Consider the following 17,777-nt stretch of genomic DNA (forward strand, 5'->3'; position numbering starts at 1 on the left):
CGGCGCCTAAGGGCTTGCAGATCATCAAGGTGTTGCTTCCCGTCCCATGGCTCGTTGATGTGGTATGCGCATCCCGGACGAGATCTGTGCCCAACTCACCATGAAGTTCGGGGTGTTGTTCCCGCATCTGGATGAGCGGCAACGACGGTTGCTGATGGCCGCAGAGGCCCGTGCGCTGGGACACGGTGGCGTTCGGGCCGTCGCGCGGGCGGCCTTGGTGAGTGAGACCACGGTCCGCAAGGGCGTGTCCGAGTTGGAGGCGGGCGAGGGGCCTCTGGGGCGAGTGCGGCGGCCGGGCGGAGGCCGCAAGAGGGTCGCAGATCTCGATCCGGGGCTGCGCCCGGCTCTCCTGGCGCTTGTCGAGCCGGACGAGCGAGGCGATCCGATGTCGCCGCTGCGGTGGACGGTGAAGTCGACCCGCACGCTGGCGCGGGAGCTCGCTCGGACCGGACACAAAGTCAGTGCGGACACCGTCGCGGACCTGCTGCGGGAGGAAGGCTTCAGTCTGCAGGCCAACGCCAAGACCATCGAGGGAAGCCAACATCCCGACCGGGATGCCCAGTTCCGCTATCTCAACGAGCAGGCGCGTGATCACCGGGACGCTGGCCAGCCGGTGATCAGTGTGGACACCAAGAAGAAGGAGCTCGTCGGCGCGTTCAAGAACAACGGCCGCCAGTGGCGGCCTGCGGCTGATCCCACGCCGGTGAACGTCCATGACTTCGCCGACCCCCAGCTGGGCAAGGCCGTTCCGTACGGGATCTACGACCTCGCGGCGAACACCGGCTGGGTCAACGTGGGCACCGATCACGACACCGCCGCATTCGCGGTGGAATCGATCCGCCGCTGGTGGCGCGGCCAGGGCCGGGTTGCCTACCCGCAGGCGACGCGACTGCTCATCACCGCCGACGCGGGCGGCTCGAACGGCTACCGCACCCGGGCCTGGAAGCTCGAACTCGCCCGGCTCGCGGCCGAAACAGGACTGACGATCACCGTGTGCCACCTGCCGCCGGGCACACAATGCCGTTGTTTGATGGTTCATTGAGTTGGTAGTGACGGACTGAACGTCGCGCAGTTATGCCGGGCGTGCATCCGTGGAGCGGGGTATCTGAGCGAGTGCGGCTGGGCTTGATCACGAAGTGGGTGACGCCCGAGTTGGTGGACGAGGTCCTGTCGGAGTGTCGCAAACAGGACCGTCGGCCGGGAGCGCTGCCGGCGGGGTTCATGGTCTACTTCACACTCGCGCTTGCACTCTTCCACCAGGACTCCTACGACGATGTGGCCGAACAACTGGTAGGTGGTATCCCGGAGTTGAGTGGGTGCATCCCGCACAAGGCGTCTTTCACCCGGGCTCGGGAGCGCCTGGGGCCGGAGGCTGTGGAGCAGCTCTTCCACCGCCTGGCCGGCCCGCTGGCCCCTGCGGGGCTGGCCGGATCCTTCTACCGGGGGATGCGTCTTGCTGCGGTCGACGGTTTCCTGCTGGACGTGCCGGACAACGAGGCCAACCGACGCGCCTTCGGCGGGCCGAAGGACTCCAGCGGGAAGCCGGGCGGGTTTCCGCAGGTCAGAGTCGTGACGCTGACCGAGACCGGCACGCATTCCTCCATCGACGCGCGGGTGGGCGGCTACAACAGCGGTGAACGCGACCCAGCCGTGGCAATGGCTTCCTCGGCCTCCGGGATGCTCGTGATCATGGACCGGGGGTTCCCCGGGGTGGAGTTGTGGAAGGCGTACACCGGTGCCGGTGCCCACCTCCTGCTGCGGGCCCGCTCGTGTGTCGCACGCCGCCCAGTACGCCACCTGCCCGACGGGACCTACCTGGCGCGCATGAACCTCGCGGGGCAGAAGGGCTCCCATCCGGGCGGCGTGCTGGAGCGCGTGATTGAGTACCGCGTCGATGGGGGCGAAGTGATCCGGTTGCTGACCGACCTCTTCGACCACGACACCTACCCAGCAAGGGAGTTGGCGGTCCTGTACCACGACAGATGGGAGGTGGAATCCGCCTACCGGCAGATTAAGACCTTCCAGCGAGGTCGGCAGGAAGTCCTGCGATCGACAGACCCGCAGCTGGTGCGCCAGGAAGTATGGGCGCATCTGGTCGTACACCACTGCCTGACCGGCATCGTCATGCAACTCGCCGACAGCAACGGCATCGACCCGGACCGCATCTCGTTCGTCAAGGTCCTCAAGCACACCCGACGCAGCGTGGTCCGCCAGCGCGCCGACACCCCGTCAAAGATCCGCAGCTTCCTGACCGCGCTGGCGGCGAAGGTCCGCCGGAAACTCGACAACGGCACCCGCCGACTGCGAGAGGCAGACCGCTTCCTCAAACGGCCCAACTCGCTGTACTCCTACCGGCCGAAGGACCAACCGAAGGCCCCACCACGCCGCGTAGCGGCCAGGACCATCACACTGCAGGCGACGATAGTTCAGTAGTCAAACAACGGCATTGGCCGGGCACATCGAAGTGGAACAAGATCGAGCACCGGCTCTTCTCCCACATCACCATGAACTGGCGGGGCCGCCCGCTGACCAGCCATGAAGTCATTGTCCAGTCCATCGCCGCGACCACCACCCGCACCGGACTGCGGGTCATGGCCGAGCTGGACACCAACGTCTACCCCACCGGAGTCCAGATCGGCGACGCGGAGATGGCGTCCCTGCCACTGACCCGACACGCCTTCCACGGCGACTGGAACTATGCCTTGCATCCCCAGCCCTGCCCAGTCATCCCAGCACCCCGGGCTCCGCACAAGCCGGACCCGGAGTGGGACCCCGCTTTCCTGTCTGACCCCGCCCTGACCGGCATGTCCCGGCAGCAACTGAGCGATCTCACCAACACTTTGGCCCTCCACGGCGACGTCAAGCGCGGCCGCCCGCCCCGGCTCGCCTTCCCCGACCAGGTCCTGGCAGCCGTCCTCCACCTGCGGGCTGCCCTGGCCGCGGAACCCCTCGCCGTGCTGTTCGACAGCAGAACCGCTATGCACCGCACCCTGCTGAAGATCAGGACGCTGCTGAAGGCGCACAGCATCGTCATCCCGCCGGCGGCCACTCCGCCCTCTGCCCTCCCGGCGCTCCAGGCTCGGGTTCGAGCCCTGAGCAGCGACACCAGCAGCACGATCAAGACAACGTGTTAATGATCTGCAAGCCCTTAGTGATCACTAACGGATTTGTCACAGCGGCAGCCTCATCAGCAAGCGCGGCGCGGTCGGGCGCGAGGTCACGGCGACGAGGCCGCGGGAGGGGCGGGCGCCCGCTCGACCCGCCTACCGGAGCGGGCCGCCGGTGTCCGCGGTGCAGGAGGCCCCAGCCCACCACGGTGGTCGCCGGGACTGGGGACCCGGGTATGCGCGTCGAGAGGGCCACGATGGGATGTCGTGGCCCTCTCTCGGGGCCCCGCAGGGGAGCGGGGCTTGTTCCTGCAGGCGTGGCCGGGAGACTCAGCGGGATCCGCTGTGGGTCAGTCCTTGCCGGTGAGCCTCCAGATCTGGTTCTTCTTGGTGGTCAGGGCGCTCGCCGGGTCGCAGGTCCACTGGTGGACGAGGGCGCCGGGCGCGGTGGAGATGGTGCTGACGTCGACGCACTTGCCGCTGTGCACGGCGACCAGCTGGTAGTCGTGGCTATTGCCGAGCGCGGTCACCGCCCTGAGCGCGAAACGCTGGTTGACGCCGTTGAGGCAGGTCCACTGCTGGACGGCGGCGCCGTCGGCCGTGGAGAGGGCCGAGACGTCCAGGCACTTCCCGCTGGAGTGGTTGACGAGGGTGTAGGTGTCGGTTGTGCCGGTGACGGGGTGGAAGTCGAAGATCTGCTCCTGTCCGCTTCCGCAGGTGTTCTGCTGGTACTGGGTGCCGTTGGCGGTGGACTGGCCGGGGTCTTCGAGGCAGAGCCCGCTGTGCTGGGCGACGGCCGTGGAGGAGAAGCCGGTCGAGGCGCCGATGTGGAGGCTCGCGGGTGCGAAGGAGACCTGGTCGAGGTGGGGCGCGGAGCTGGACCGCAGGGGCTGTCCGATGTCGCTGCCGCCGCCGGAGTAGACCACGCCGATGGTGGTGCCGTCCCAGTTGTACAGCTGCGAGGCGGTGAACTTGACGGTGTTGGCGCCCTTCGCGAGGGTCACGGGGACGGTGTAGTCGTTGAACTGGTTCCAGTGCAGGGTGCTGGCGAAGTTGACGCGCTTGGCGGCGCCGCCGTTGACGCTGACGTCCGCGTGCTCGGCGTACAGGTCGGGATTGTAGTGGTTGGAGGGCAGTTCCTCGCCGTTGGCGTAGCGCATGGTCATGGCGTACGTGCCGGCCGCGGGCGCGCTGACGTTGAGAGTGAGGGAGTTGGCGGTCCCGTTGCCGATGCCGGTGACGACGCCGCCGTTGGCCTGGCTGTAGGTGGTGTCGGTGGCCGCGGTGCCGGTGAGGGTGCCGTTCTCGGCCTGGTAGGTGACGACGTTGCCGGTGGTGACGGCGTCGGTGGCGCTGAACGGGGTGACGGCCAGGTCGTCCAGGGCGAGGGTGCCGCTGGTGCCGGTCACCTTGACCTTGTTGATGCCGCCGTTCAGGTACACCCGGTTGGTGGAGGTGGACCAGGCGCCGGTCGTCGCGCCGGAGAGAGTCTGATCGTTGACGGTCCTGCCGTTGACGGTGAGGCCGGCCTGGCCGGTGTTGCGGAAGCGGGCGGTCAGGTCCGCGTAGCCGTCGCGGGCGGAGTAGACCCAGAACGTCGCGGACTTGCCGCTCGTCAGATTCACCGCACCGGCCCCGGACTGGCCCTGGGACGTGTAGGTGGCGGTGCCGCTGTCGGAGAGGTTGGCCTGCTCGGCCTCGTAGAGCGTGGTGCCCTGGACGGCGGCGTCCTGGTATCGGAGGTCGATCTTGTCGATGAGGGCGTCGCCGGTGGTCTTGGCGCCGTTGTCGCCGGTGGTGGCCAGGGTGATGGTGTGGCTGCCCGCGGTCAAGTGCACGGTGGCGTCGTCGTGTCCCCACACCACCCACTGGAAGCCGACGGGTATGTCGATCCTCGTCGAGGCGCCGCCGTCGACCCGGGCGTACACGTTCGTCGGGCCCTTGACGTCGGCGTCCTTGGCGTAGCTGTTGCCGAACACCGACAGGTCGTAGTCACCGGTGGTGGGGACGGAGACGGGGAAGGAGATCACCGTGGTCGAGCCGGTGCGCAGGCCTCCGACGTCCTTGGTGCCGGAGGTGGCGAACTTGTCAACGTGTCCGGTGGTGCCCTCAGTGTTGATGTTGTAGCCGCTGCCGCTCAGCGTGGCGTTCTCGGCCTCGTACGTGCCCGTCCAGGTGGCGTCGGAGGCGGTGGCGCTGCCGGTGCCGCCCGGGGAGACGATCACCTGGTACGCGGACATCGCGTCGAGAGTGATGGGGACGGTGATCGAGCCGTCGGAGCCCACGGCCACGTCGGCGTCGGAGAGCCGGGTCGGGGTGGCCGCCGCGCCGATGTAGCCGCTGTAGCGGTCCTGGAACACGCTGACGTGCACGGTGCTACCAAAGACGGCGGGGTCGATGTTCTTGATGACCGTGTCGGAGGCGCCGCTGGTGCCGCCCCCGGCAAGGATGACGCGCGCCTGCTTCTTGGCCGTGTCCAGACTCGCCAGGCCCTGGAGGGTGTACGCGGCGTTGGACGCGGCGCTGGTGACCTTGACGGTGTTGCCGCCGCTCATGGAGCCGTACCAGTTGTACAGCCACCACTGGGCGTTGGGGGTGTTCTGGGCCGCGGCCGAGTCGCCGAGGTTGCCGTTGATGTTCCAGTACGGCAGGTTGCCGTCGACCTTCTCGTCCTCGAGGGCCGCGATCCACTGCACCATCTGGCCGGGGTCGGTCAGGTGGTAGCGGTGCGCGTACTCGTTGAGGTTGACGGGGATCGGGGAGGTGATCCCCGCGGCGGTCTCCACCACACGGTAGGCGTCGACGGTGCTGCGGACGGCCGCCGGGCTGCCCAGGGTGTGCCACGTCACCACGTCGGGCAGGCAGCTGTTGGCCTTGCAGAACTTGAGGAAGCCGCTGAAGGAGGAGTTGGTGTAGCCGGCGGAGTTGGGCCCCGCCAGCCGTGCCGCGGGCCAGATGCCCTTGATGAAGTTGTAGGTCTGAAGCCATTCGGCGTTGAAGTTGGCCAGCGCGGTGGCGTCGCTGCCCATGCCCTTGAACCAGTTCAGGTCGGGCTCGTTGTAGGGGATGAAGACGATGTGGCCCGCGTAGGGGCTGGCCTTCGCCTGCTCGACCTGGGTCCTCATGGTCGCCTGGTAGGCCGAGTAACTCGTGCGTTCGTAGTTCGCGCGGTACACGTCCGTCATGTAGATGAAGACGTCCCCGCCGCCGCTGTCCACGAAGGGCTTGGCGATCTCCAGCGCGTCCGAGCCGGGGTGCTGCTGGCCGTCCTGGTACTTGGTGTTGGTGGTCTTCAGCCCCATCCCCTCGATGAGGTTGTTGGTCGGCACGTCCTGGCCGTACAGGCCGTACAGCGCCCCGGAGGCGCCGCCGCGGACGGCTCCGGTGCTCGCGCCCAGGTCGACGGTGAGGGTGGGGGTGGCGGCGGAGGCCGGCATCGCCGTCACGGTCGTGACGCCGGCTATGACGGCCAGCGGGAGCAGCGTCCTGGTGATGCCGCGGAGCAGGCGTCTCGAGGTCGAGCGTCTTTGCTCGATTCTTGGCATGTGCTTACGCCCCTTCAGGGATGTGCTGGTTGTTGTTGCGCCGGCCCTCGTGCCGGATGTGTGGGTGGGTGGTCGCCCGTGGTTCGGGCGACGGCGGCGCCGGACGCGGTCTCCGTGCGGCGGGGTGGTGGTCGCGGGCGAGCAGCAGGTAGCTGCCGGCGGTCCAGGTGTAGGCGCGGTCGCGGAGTCCCTGGCCGGTCAGGGCGTCGGAGTTCTCGGCGAGGCCGGAGGTCTCGCACAGGGCGCGGAAGCGGGCGCTGACCTCTCGTCCGCGAGGCGCGTCAGCCAGGCCGGCCCAGGTGGGGGCTCCCAGCCGTGTGGGGAGCCCCCGTGCTCAAGGGACAGGTCAGGCCTTGCCCTGGAGGCGCCAGATCTGGTTCTTCTTGGTGCTCAGTGCGCTCGCGGGGTCACAGGTCCACTGATGGATCTTGGCTCCGGCCGTTTTCGAGACATCGCTGACGTCGACACACTTGCCGCTGTGGACCGCGACCAGCTGGTAGTCCTTGCTGTTGCCGAGCGCGGTGACGGGGTTGAGGGTGAACATCTGGTTGGTGCCGCCGGTGCAGGTCCACTGCTGGACGGCGGCGTCGTCGGCGGTGGAGGCGCCGGAGACGTCGAGGCACTTGCCGCTGAGCTCGTTGACCACCGTGTAGGTGTTGGCCCGCCCGGCGACCGGCTTGAGGTCGAGCATCTGCTGGTAGCCGCCCTCGCAGTAGTACTGCTGGTACTGGGTGCCGTTGGCGGTGCTGAGGTTGGTGTCGTCCAGGCACTGGCCGCTGTTCTCGCTGACGGCGACCGTGGAGACGGTGGTGTTGGACGGCGGGAGGAGGGTGATGGTGTAACCGTCCTTGGCGTTGGTGTAGGGGACGGTCACCGAGGCAGCGTTGTTGCTGACGGTCAGGGTGGTGTCGGAGACGGTGATGGGTCCGGCGGCGGCGTTGCCGTTGGGTACCCGCTGGACGACGGCGCGGACCTGGCCGTTCTCCACGACCGAGGTGGTGTCGAGCCGGTTGAGGTTGACGGTGACGTTGCCGGTGTTGCCGTTGCTGCCGATGAGGATCTTGGCGTTCTTGGCGGTGTTGTCCTTGGTGGCGAAGCCGTCGGTGTTGGTGCCGGGGACGAGGTTGACGACGTTGCCGGTCTGGGAGCCGTAGTAGCGGTACATGAACCACTCGCCGCGCGGCAGGTACTGGCCGGCGCTGTTCTTGGTGAGCAGGTTGGCCTCGTAGTCGTGCAGGTTGGTGCCGGAGGCCCAGTTGCCGCGCAGGCCGTCGGCGCCGGCCCGCTCCAGGCGGCCGATGAACCAGGCGCCGCCGCCCGGGGTCTGCATGGACGCCAACGCGTACTCGTTGATCTCGTACGGCCTGGTGTTCGTCAGGCCGGCCGCTGAGATCGTCGAGTTGGCGCGGTCTGCGTCGACGGCCGGGTCACCGGGTTCGTCGTGCCAGCTGTAGATGTCGGGTGCGACGTTGTTGGCCTTGACGTAGTTCAGGTAGGTGGTCCACCAGGTGTTGGAGGAGTTCGGCTGGCCCGCCATGCTCGGGCCCACGATCAGCTGGTCGGGGAACGCGGCCCGCACGCGTGCGTGGAAGCGCGACCACATCTGCAGGTACTGCGTCTGCGACGCGCCCCAGAAGCCGCTGAGGTCGGGTTCGTTCCACAGGTCCCACTGGACCGTCATGTTGTTGGCTTTGACGTCGTTGATGAGCTGGGTGACGAAGTTGTCGAACTGCGTCCAGTCACCGTTGTCGCCGGGCCAGCCCTGCGTGGTCGTTCCGTCCGCACCCCACAGGTCGTGCGGGAGCAGCTCGAAGGTGCCGCCGAGGGCGACGGTCCGCTTGTACTGGGCCAGGGTCGAGTTCCAGCGGGTCTGGTAGGCGGCGAGGCTGGTGGCGTAGCCGCCGCTGTTGAGCTGTGCGCCGCCGGCCCGCATGAAGTGCCACTTGATGTCCTTGAAGAAGTGGTCCTGCGGCAGCGAGCCGTTCGGGGTCATTCCGTAGATCATCCCCGAGGCGTGGTAGGTGGGGGCGCCTGCGGCGGTGGCGAAGTCGACGGTGACGCTGGTGTCCGCGGCCTGCGACGGGCCGGCGGGCACCAGGGTCGTGGCCAGCACGGCCAGGAGGACGGCTGCGGCCGAGGCCGCTCGGCGTCCGGTGCGGGTTGTGGGTCGGGGAAGTGTCCGGGGCGATTTCATGGTGCGGCTCCTGCGTGAGCGGGGAGGGGGTTCCGGGACCGTAAAAGGGCCCGGGGCTGTGGGGAGACGGCCGGTCAGCGGCTGTCTCGGTGGGCGTGTGCTTCGGCGAGGAGGAGGTAGCTGCTCGCGGTCCAGGTGTAGGCGCGGTCGCGTAGACCCGTTCCTGTGAGGGCGTCGAAGTTCTCGGCGAAGCCGTGGGTTTCGCACAGGGCGCGGAAGCGGGCGCTGATCTCGTCCGCGAGGCGTTCGCGCCAGTTCGCTTCCCTGGCGCAGGAGCTGGGCATCCGGCCGGCGGGGGCTCCCTGGTGTGGCCGGGAGCCCTTACGGAAGGAACGCTGGTCAGCCCATGCCCTGGAGGCGCCAGATCTGGTTCTTCTTGTTGTTCAGCGCGCTCGCCGGGTCGCAGGTCCACTGGTGGATCTTCGCGCCGGCGGTGGTAGAGATGCCGGAGACGTCGACGCACTTGCCGCTGTGGACGGCGACGAGCTGATAGTCCTTGCTGTTGCCGAGCGCGGTGACGGGGTTGAGGGTGAACATCTGGTTGGTGCCGCCGGTGCAGGTCCACTGCTGGACGGCGGCGCCGTCGGCCGTCGAAAAGTCCAAGACGTCCAGGCACTTGCCGCTGAGCTCGTTGACCACGGTGTAGGTGTTCGCCCGGCCCGCGACGGGCTTGAAGTCGAACATCTGCTGGTAGCCGCCCTCGCAGTGGTACTGCTGGTACTGCGTGCCGTCGTTCTTGGACAGGTTGGTGTCGTCCAGACACTGACCACTGTGTTGGGCCACCGCGACGGTGGAGACGGTCGAGTTGGACGGCGGCAGAAGTGTCACCGTGTAGCCGTCAGCGGCATTCGTCCACGGCACGCTCACCGAAGCCGAGTTGCCGCTCACGGTCAGCGTCTGGTCGGAGACCGTCACCGGTCCGCTCACGGCGCCACCACCGTTGTTCGGTACGCGCTGCACGAGGGCGCGGACCCGGCTGTTCTCCACCACCGAGGTGGTGTCGAGGCGGTTGAGGTTGACGGTGACCGTACCGGTGTTGCCGTTGCTGCCCAGCAGGATCTTCGCGTTCCGCGCGCTGTTGTCCTTCGTCGCCAGGCCGTCGGTGTTCGTACCGGCCGTGACGTTCACGATGTTCCCGGTCTGGGAGCCGTAGTAGCGGTACAGGAACCACTCCCCCAGTGGCAGGTATTGACTGCCGGTCTTGGTGAGGAGCTTCGCCGCGTTGTCGTGCAGACCGCTCCCCGACGCCCAGTTGGCGCGCAGACCATCCACCCCCGCACGCTCCAGACGCGAGATGTACCAGCCACCGCGACCCGGGTTCTGCTCGCTGGGGGCGCCGTACTCGTTGACCTGGTACGGGCGGGTGTTGGTCAGGCCCGCGGCGGCGAGGGTGGAGTCGGCCCGGCCGACGTCGGTGACCGGGTCGCCGGGCAGGTCGTGCCAGCTGTAGATGTCGGGGGCGACGTTGTTCGCCTTGACGTGGTTCAGGTACGTGGTCCACCAGGTGTTGGACGAGCTCGGCGTTCCGGCCATGCTGGGGCCCACGATCAGCTGGTTCGGGAAGGCCGACCGCACGCGGGCGTAGAACCGCGACCACATCTGCAGGTACTGGGCCTGCGACGGAGCCCAGAAGTTGCTGCCGTCGGGTTCGTTCCACAGGTCCCACTGGACGGTCATGTTGTTCGCCCGGACGTCGCTGATGAGCTGGGTGACGAAGGCGTCGAACTGCGTCCAGTCGCCGTTGTCGCCGGGCCAGCCCTGACTGGTGAATCCGTCGGCGCCCCACAGGTCATGGGGGAGGAGGACGAAGGTGCCGCCGAGGGCGACGGTCCGCTTGTACTGGGCCAGCGTGGCGTTCCAGCGGGTCTGGTAGTCGGCGGGGCTGGTGGCGTAGCCGCCACTGTTGAGCTGGGCGCCACCGGCCCGCATGAACTTCCACTTGATGTCCCGGAAGAAGTGGTCCTGCGGCAGCGAACCGTTCGCGGTCATCCCGTAGATCGTGCCCGAGGCACGGTAGGTGGGAGCGCCCCCGGCCGTGGCGAAGTCGACCGAGACGTTGGTGTCGGCGGCCTGGGCAGTCGTGCCGGGAAGAGCGACGGCCGCGACCGACGCGAGCAGCGCCGTGAGCGCGATGGTCCTGCGCAGACGGCGGCCTCCGGCGGAGGCGGGCTCCGTGGTGCGTCCGGCCGGCGGAAGGAAGCGGGACATGTGCATGTGTTCTCCCTCGGGGAAAGGTGGCTGCTGCTGCCTGGGCGGGCTGGCCAGGGGCTCTCTCAGCCGCCGGTGTGCACGGCGGGTGCGGTGTGCCGGAGCTCGTGGGCCCCGGCGAGGAGGAGGTAGCTGCTGGCGGTCCAGGTGTAGGCGCGGTCGCGCAGTCCTTCGCCGGTCAGGGCGTCGAAGTTCTCGGCGAAGCCCGAGGTTTCGCACAGGGCGCGGAAGCGGGCGCTGATCTCGTCCGCGAGGCGTTCGTGCCCGGCGCGGCGCAGGCCGTCCTCGATGAGGACGGTGGCGGGGGCCCAGATCGGGCCGCGCCAGTAGCCGTCAGGCTCGTAGTGCGGGGAGGCGGGGTGCTCGGTCGCCAGGCCGAACACGGTCAGGTGCTCCTCGATCCGCTCGGCCAGCCGGTCGCTGACCTCGGCGGGCAGGCGGTCGCCGAGCACGATCGGCATCAGGTCGAGCAGGCTGGCGCTGCGGGCGGGGCTTCCACCGTCGGCAGGCCGGCTCAGGAACCGTTCGCCGTCCCACAGCTCGTCCAGCAGAGCGGCCTGGAGGGCGTCGGCTGTCTCGGTGCGGCGCCGGGCGTCGTCCGGGTAGCCCAGTTCGGCGGCCAGGCGGGCCAGTTCGTCCAGCTGGAGGATCAGTATCGCGGCGAGGTCGGTGGTGACGGCCAGGCGTGCGGGGTCGAAGGTGGTGGCGTTGTCCCAGCCGCTGTCGTTTCCGTGCTGGTAGTGGGGCAGGGTCGCGCCGGGTGCGCGTCGCGCGGTGAGCCAGAAGTCCGTCCAGCGGGTCAGTCTCTCGTACGCCTCGGTCAGTTGTGCCGGAGTGAGCGGCTCGGGGAGCCGGCCGCGCAGATGGCCGAAGGTCCAGCCGTGGATGGGCGGTTTGACGAAGTTGTAGAGGACCTCGGAGTGGGTGACGGAGTCGGGCAGCGCACCGCTGTCGTCCTGGTGGTCGAAGGGCAGCGAGAACTGGTCCCAGGCGAGACCGGGGCAACCGGGCGCCAGGGCAAGGGCGTTGAAGCAGTGGTCCCAGCTCCACACCTTGTCCATCCAGTGCTTGGACATCAGTACGGCGGGCCGGGTGACGAGACCTGCCGGGCGCACGGTCGCCGACCACACCACGTAGGCGGCGAGTTGGGCGGCCGGGGTGGCGGCTGATCGCCAGGGGGCGACCGTTTCGACGAACCCGGCGAACGACTGCCGCGCGGCCTCCATGACCTCGCCGAACGTCGCCGACGAGCGGTACGGCGCTCGCGCGCTGTCGAGTTCCTCGACGGCGACCTCCCACGAGCCGTCCGTCTCGGCGGTGACCGTGAGACCGCGGTCCCCGGCGCCCAGTGTCTGGGAACCGGACACGTCGGCAGCCGTGCCGGACAGCACGGTGACGCGGTAGCGGCGCCCTGTCTCGTAGGAGGTGAACACATGCGCGCCGTCCACCGGGTCGCGGTAGAAGTAGGTTCCGCTGAACGGGGTCAGGGTCCTCGCCGCCGCGGAGACGCGCAGCCCCAGCCCCTTGCCGCGCACGCGTACGGTGTCCGGCGACTCGTAGGCGAGGTCGATGCGGCCGTCCGTACCGGTCCAGCTGAGCAGGCCCGGTGTCGCCTCGACGAGGGTCTCGGCGCGGTCGCCCGTCGCCGCGTCGAGGGGGGCGAGGCGCAGGACGGCGTGCATGCCGTTCTGGTGCGAGACGAGGTGGAGGTCCTCGGCGCGTGTCTTCTCCGCCAGCACGGGAGAGATGCCGAACCAGGAGCCGTGCGCGCTGAAGGGTATGTCGTGGACGGAGAAGAGCGGGCCGGTCGGGGCGGCGGTCATGAAGCGGCACTCATTTCTTGAGCGGAGGGGGCGGTGATCCGCCGGGTGGGGCGGCGGCGCTCGCACGGCCGCTCGTGAAGAGCTCGGCCGCGTGCGGGCGTTGCTGTGTCAGTCCTTGACGGCACCCGCGGTCACGCCGGCGGCGACGTAGCGCTGTGCCAGGACGAGGATCACCGCGGCGGGCAGTGAGGCGACGACGGCGGTGGCCATGATGGCGTTCCACTGCTGGTTGTTGTTGCCGATGTAGTGGTAGATGCCCAGGGTGATCGGCTCGTGGGCGCCGCCGTTGACGAGGGTGCTGGCGAAGATGAAGTCGGACCAGGACCACAGGAACGCGAACAGGGACACCGTGACGACCGAGTTGCGGCTCATCGGCAGGACGATCGACCGGAAGGTGCGCAGCGGCCCGGCGCCGTCCATGGTCGCGGCCTGGAGGAGTTCGCTGGGGATGCCGGACATGAACGCGGTGAAGATGAGCACCGCGAACGGGACGGCGAGGGTGGAGTCGGCGACGATCAGGCCGGGGACGGACTGGAGCAGGCCGAGCTGGAGGTAGATGGCGTAGAAACCCATCGCCATGATGATGCCGGGGATCATCTGGGCGGCCAGCAGGACGAAGTTGAGGATTCCGCCGCCGCGTGGACGCAGTTTGGCGAGCGCGTAGCCGGCCGGGGCGGCCAGTGCCACGGTCAGGGCCACGGTGCCGAGGCCGATGACGAGGCTGGTGCCGAGGTAGGGCAACTGCTGGTCGACGACGGCCCGGTAGCCCTCCAGAGTGGGCCGGGCGGGGAACAGGTCCGGCGGGCTCTTGCGCATGTCCTGGTCGCGGGTGAAGGACACGTTCAGCATCCAGTAGACCGGGAAGAGCATGACCGCGGTCAGGACGAGGCCGATGGCCGTCTTTCCCGAGGTACGGGGGCGCCGGTTCAGGACCGACTGCGCACTCGTCATGACAGCGCCTGCTTTCGCTGGACCCGGACGTAGACCAGGCCGAAGACCAGGGCGGCGACCACGAGCAGGTTGCCGACGGCCGCTCCGGGGCCGAAGGCGGGCAGCAGGTTGCCGAAGCCGAGTTGGTAGGACCAGGTGGCGAAGGTGGTGGAGGAGTCGGCCGGGCCGCCCTTGGTCATGATCCAGATGATGTCGAAGACCTTGAGTGTGTAGACCAGGCCCAGGAGGAGGGTGATGGCGGAGACCGGGCGCAGGAGCGGGAAGGTGATGCGCCAGAAGCGCTGCCAGGCGTTCGCGCCGTCGAGGGCGGCCGCCTCGTACAGGCTGGTGGGGATGGACTGCAGACCGCTGTAGAGGACGACGAGGTTGAAGGGGACGCCGATCCAGATGTTCGCGATGATGACTGAGGTCAGTGCCCAGGACGGCGATGTCAGCCAGTTCACCGGATCGATGCCGACGGCGTGCAGGGTGGCGTTGACGATGCCGGAGTCGCTGTTGAGCATCCACGACCAGGTGGAGGCCGACACGATGAGCGGCAGCAGCCACGGCACCAGGAACAGGGCGCGCAGGGTCGCCGAGAGCCGGAAGTGCTGGTTGAAGAAGACGGCGAGGGCCAGGCCGATCGCGTACTGGAAGACCAGGCACACGGCGGTGAACACCACGGTGTGCAGTAGAGCGGGGGCGAACGTCGGGTCGTCGAAGACGGTCCGGTAGTTGGCCAGGCCCGTGAACGGCGCGTCCCCCTGGACGAAGGAGCGGACCGTGTAGTTGCGCAGGCTCAGGTCGATGTTGCGGAACAGGGGATAGGCGTAGAAGAGAGCGAGGTAGAGGGTGACCGGGGCGAGGAAGGCCCAGGCGGCCCACTGCTGGGAGGCCGGTCGGCGTCGGATCGTGGTGCGGGCCGGGGGCGGGGCGGCGGTCGCCGCCCCGTTCCGGCTCCGCACCGGCCGGCGGTCCGGCGACTGTGTCGTGTGTTTCATCGGCTGGCGGAGTCCTGGCTACTTGACGGCCGACTGGGCTGAGCCGAGCGCGTCCTTCGGCGACGCCGACCCGCTGAGCGCGGACTGGACCGCCTTCCACAACTGCTCGGAGATCTTCGGGTACTTGGTGCCCAGGTCGTCACTGGTGCGCCCCTTGGCCGCCTTGACCGCAGCGATCCACGGCTTGAGCTTGGCGTTCGCCGCAACCTGCTTGTCCTGGACCTCGCTGTTGGGGGCCACGTAGGACAGCGTGGTGTCGGTCTCGAGCAGGTTTTGGCTGTTAGTCAGGCAGGACACGAGCTTTTGCGTGGTGGCGTAGCGGCCGGTGTCGCCCTGCACCGGGACGGTGACGAATTCACCGCCTGTCGGGGCCGCGGCGTCGCCTCCCGTGGCGGCGGGGACGGGGATGACGCCGTAGTCGAAGCCGGCCTTGTCGGCGTTGGCGAGCTGCCAGGTGCCGTTCTCCGCGAACGCGTAGTCGCCGCTGGCGAACTCCTGCCAGCTGGTCGTCTGGGTGTTGTTGATCACCGAGTTGGGGGCGTAGCCCTTGTCCAGCCAGTTCTTCCACAGCGACAGCGCGGAGACCGCCTGGTCGGAGTCGAGCGCGGTCAGCTCGGCGCCCGAGCCCCAGTACCAGGGCAGGAACTGGAAGCTGCCCTCCTCGGTGCCGATCGCGGAGAACGTGATGCCCTTCTTGCCCGCCGCCTCGACCTTCGCGAGCGCCGCGGTCAGCGACTTCCAGTCCTTGACCGAGGCGATGTCCACCCCGGCCTTCTTCAGCACGGCCTTGTTGTAGTAGAGGGCGAGGGTGTTGGCGCCGATCGGGGTGCCGTACGTCTTGCCGCCCGACTGGCCGGCCGCGAGGAGGTTGGGGTCGACCTTGGAGGTGTCCAGCTTGATTTCGGCGGTCTTGGTCAGCAGGCCCGCATCCGCAAGGGTGGACACCACCGGGTTGTCGACGATGAGGACGTCTGCGGAGTTGTCCTGCTGCGCCGCCAGCAAGGCCTTGTTCGTCAGGTCGCTGGTGTCGAACGCGGTCCGCTTTATCTTCACCCCGGCCTCGGTGCCGCAGCCGTCCAGCAGCTTCGCCCATGCCGAGCTCTTGTCGAACTGCGGGTACGGGTCCCAGATCGTGTACGTGCCGCTGTTCGCGGCCTTCGTGGAGGTGTCGCCTGAGCCGGAGGAGCACGCGGTGGCGCCGGCGGTGACGGCGACGACGGTCAGGACTGCGGCGGCGGTCAGACGCCGTCTGGCAGAGCGGTTCATGGTGTGTTCCTCATGGTTTTCGGCACAGGTGTGCCCTGGGATCGGCACAGGTGTGCCCTGGAAGGGGTGTCGGAGACTGCTGGGCTCGCCGAAGCGGGGTGTCGCGCAGGAAGCCGGCGCGGGATGGGGAGGGTGAAGGAGCGGGTGCCGGGTGGCGGTCAGGGGTGAGTGGGGACGAGGAGGTCTGCGGCGGGGTCGGCGGGGGTGGTGCCGACGGGTGCGGTGCTCGCTCGCAGGGAGATGGGCGGGGCGAGCAGGTGGTTCCGGGCCGGTGCGTCGGGGTGGTCGAGCCGTTCCACGAGCAGGTCGACGGCGAGGCGGCCCATCTGCTCCGCCGGTACGTCGGCCGCGGTGAGCTGCGGGGTCACCGTCTCCGCCCACCGGCCGGCCACCACTCCGGTGACGGAGAAGTCGCGTGGCACATGGCGGCCGGCCTGCGCGAGCCCCCGGTAGAGACCGCCGAGCGCGGCCTCGTTCAGTGTGACCAGGGCCGTGGTGGCGGGGTCGTCGTGCAGGATCCGCTCCAGGCAGGCGAGGCCAGAGGCGGCGTCGTCCCCGCAGCAGTACGTGCGGACGGTCAGCCCGCGTTCCGCCGCTGCCTTGGTGAACCCGTCCAGCCCACGCTGGGCCGACTCGTACCCGGCCCGCAGCAGTTGCTCCGGCCGGTTGACGAAGGCGATCCTGCGGTGGCCCAGATCGGCGAGGTGGTGCACGCAGGCCGCCGCCAGCGCCGTGTGATCCAGGCCCACCCACCAGCTGCCTTCCGGTCGGGCAGTGCGGCCGATGGCGACGGAGGGGAAGCCCACCGCGGTGAGATGGTCGAGCCGGTCGTCCTCCAGCCGGATCTCCATCAGGATCGCGCCGTCGACCCGCCGCTCCCCCAGCAGCCGCTGGAACGAGCGGTCACTGTCCACACCGCTCGGAGAGAGCAGCACGTCGTAGTCGTAGGCCGCGGCGGCCTCGGTGACGCTGCCGATGAAGTCCAGCTGCATGCCGGTGTAGTGGTTCCCGGCCGGCGGGAAGACCAGACCGATGGTGTTGGTCCGGCCGTTGGCAAGAGCGCGGGCACTGGCGCTGGGCTGGTAGCCCAGCTCGTCGACGACCCGCTGGATCCTCTGCCGGGTGTCCTCCGACACCGGGCGCTTGCCGCTCAGCGCGTAGGACACGGTGCTCCGCGAGACACCGGCCCGCTTGGCGATCTCACCGATGTTCACGGAGGCCTCCTTGCCGACACCGATCGAATCGGTTCGATGACTCAAGGGAAACGAATCGGCCAGATGCCGTTCGTCGAACCGGTTCGCGTGAAGTGAAGGTAGGAGCAACCCGGACGGGTGTCAACGCCTCGCACTGAATTTCTGGTAACGGCCCAGAAACATCAGTGTCCGGAGGTGTAGTGCCTGGCCTGTGCGGGTGTGCACCCGTTTCGTCGACGGGCCGGATGTCGGAGGTGACGGCGGTTGCCCCGCGATCCCCGTCGGGAGGGCCGACCGTGCGCGGCCGAGGGGATGCGTATCGGAGGTATTGCTGGCCGGTTTCGTCGCTGCTAGCTTTTCGAACCGGTTCGACCAAATGATGGGCGCCCTGACCGTCATCGCGGGCGTCATGCCCCGCCGGGATCCCGCGCCACCCCCGGCGACGGCTCAGCGCGCACGCTGAAACGCATGGCCGCTCAGTACGACGAGAACGGGTTGATGGGGCTGGCG

General features: G+C 68.7%; 10 protein-coding genes and 2 pseudogenes. 3 read left to right on the forward strand and 9 right to left on the reverse strand.

The window, feature by feature from the left end; translation table 11 throughout:
- Positions 1 to 64 precede the first annotated feature (64 nt).
- From QF037_RS00200 to QF037_RS00210, 3 genes and pseudogenes are all read left to right on the forward strand, one after another.
- Positions 65 to 1,015 (forward strand): annotated as a pseudogene (locus QF037_RS00200) (ISAzo13 family transposase); the annotation flags it as partial.
- Between the two features lie 110 nt (positions 1,016 to 1,125).
- Positions 1,126 to 2,433 (forward strand): IS4 family transposase, encoded by a 1,308-nt coding sequence (locus tag QF037_RS00205; RefSeq protein WP_373463625.1) that lies wholly within the window; start codon positions 1,126 to 1,128, stop codon positions 2,431 to 2,433.
- A 17-nt stretch (positions 2,434 to 2,450) separates the two neighbouring features.
- Positions 2,451 to 3,134: pseudogene (locus QF037_RS00210) on the forward strand (ISAzo13-like element transposase-related protein); the annotation flags it as partial.
- 323 nt (positions 3,135 to 3,457) lie between these two features.
- Here the strand turns inward: QF037_RS00210 and QF037_RS00215 are convergent.
- The 9 genes from QF037_RS00215 to QF037_RS00255 form a co-directional block, all read right to left on the reverse strand.
- A complete protein-coding gene (locus tag QF037_RS00215) occupies positions 3,458 to 6,652 on the reverse strand; it encodes an RICIN domain-containing protein (RefSeq protein WP_307020600.1) in 3,195 nt (1,064 codons plus the stop codon).
- Between the two features lie 346 nt (positions 6,653 to 6,998).
- Positions 6,999 to 8,846, reverse strand: a complete 1,848-nt coding sequence (locus QF037_RS00220; RefSeq protein ID WP_307020602.1) for an RICIN domain-containing protein — start codon at positions 8,844 to 8,846, stop codon at positions 6,999 to 7,001.
- A gap of 74 nt (positions 8,847 to 8,920) precedes the next feature.
- Positions 8,921 to 9,130 (reverse strand): hypothetical protein, encoded by a 210-nt coding sequence (locus tag QF037_RS00225; RefSeq protein ID WP_307020604.1) that lies wholly within the window; start codon positions 9,128 to 9,130, stop codon positions 8,921 to 8,923.
- A gap of 55 nt (positions 9,131 to 9,185) precedes the next feature.
- A complete protein-coding gene (locus QF037_RS00230; protein WP_307020606.1) occupies positions 9,186 to 11,054 on the reverse strand; it encodes an RICIN domain-containing protein in 1,869 nt (622 codons plus the stop codon).
- Between the two features lie 65 nt (positions 11,055 to 11,119).
- Positions 11,120 to 12,877 (reverse strand): amylo-alpha-1,6-glucosidase, encoded by a 1,758-nt coding sequence (locus QF037_RS00235; RefSeq protein ID WP_307020608.1) that lies wholly within the window; start codon positions 12,875 to 12,877, stop codon positions 11,120 to 11,122.
- A gap of 108 nt (positions 12,878 to 12,985) precedes the next feature.
- Positions 12,986 to 13,828 carry a carbohydrate ABC transporter permease gene (locus QF037_RS00240; protein ID WP_307020611.1) on the reverse strand — a complete coding sequence of 281 codons (843 nt, stop codon included), beginning with the start codon at positions 13,826 to 13,828 and terminating at the stop codon, positions 12,986 to 12,988.
- The gene (locus QF037_RS00245) at positions 13,825 to 14,808 is read right to left on the reverse strand and encodes a carbohydrate ABC transporter permease (protein ID WP_307020613.1); all 984 of its coding nucleotides are present in this window, start codon (positions 14,806 to 14,808) and stop codon (positions 13,825 to 13,827) included. The genes QF037_RS00240 and QF037_RS00245 overlap by 4 nt, the downstream gene beginning before the upstream one ends.
- 18 nt (positions 14,809 to 14,826) lie before the next feature.
- A complete protein-coding gene (locus tag QF037_RS00250) occupies positions 14,827 to 16,074 on the reverse strand; it encodes a sugar ABC transporter substrate-binding protein (RefSeq protein WP_307020615.1) in 1,248 nt (415 codons plus the stop codon).
- 158 nt (positions 16,075 to 16,232) lie between these two features.
- The gene (locus tag QF037_RS00255; protein WP_307020616.1) at positions 16,233 to 17,288 is read right to left on the reverse strand and encodes a LacI family DNA-binding transcriptional regulator; all 1,056 of its coding nucleotides are present in this window, start codon (positions 17,286 to 17,288) and stop codon (positions 16,233 to 16,235) included.
- Between the last annotated feature and the right edge of the window lie 489 nt (positions 17,289 to 17,777).

Source organism: Streptomyces canus (assembly GCF_030815415.1).
GTDB classification, from domain to species: domain Bacteria; phylum Actinomycetota; class Actinomycetes; order Streptomycetales; family Streptomycetaceae; genus Streptomyces; species Streptomyces canus_F.

What these genes read in the sequence shown, in the direction of transcription:
- QF037_RS00235 (WP_307020608.1), bottom strand. Translation starts at nt 12,877, where the DNA reads ATGACCGCCGCCCCGACCGGCCCGCTCTTCTCCGTCCACGACATACCC.
- QF037_RS00240 (WP_307020611.1), bottom strand. Translation starts at nt 13,828, where the DNA reads ATGACGAGTGCGCAGTCGGTCCTGAACCGGCGCCCCCGTACCTCGGGA.
- QF037_RS00225 (WP_307020604.1), bottom strand. Translation starts at nt 9,130, where the DNA reads ATGCCCAGCTCCTGCGCCAGGGAAGCGAACTGGCGCGAACGCCTCGCG.
- QF037_RS00250 (WP_307020615.1), bottom strand. Translation starts at nt 16,074, where the DNA reads ATGAACCGCTCTGCCAGACGGCGTCTGACCGCCGCCGCAGTCCTGACC.
- QF037_RS00245 (WP_307020613.1), bottom strand. Translation starts at nt 14,808, where the DNA reads ATGAAACACACGACACAGTCGCCGGACCGCCGGCCGGTGCGGAGCCGG.
- QF037_RS00215 (WP_307020600.1), bottom strand. Translation starts at nt 6,652, where the DNA reads ATGCCAAGAATCGAGCAAAGACGCTCGACCTCGAGACGCCTGCTCCGC.
- QF037_RS00230 (WP_307020606.1), bottom strand. Translation starts at nt 11,054, where the DNA reads ATGTCCCGCTTCCTTCCGCCGGCCGGACGCACCACGGAGCCCGCCTCC.
- QF037_RS00220 (WP_307020602.1), bottom strand. Translation starts at nt 8,846, where the DNA reads ATGAAATCGCCCCGGACACTTCCCCGACCCACAACCCGCACCGGACGC.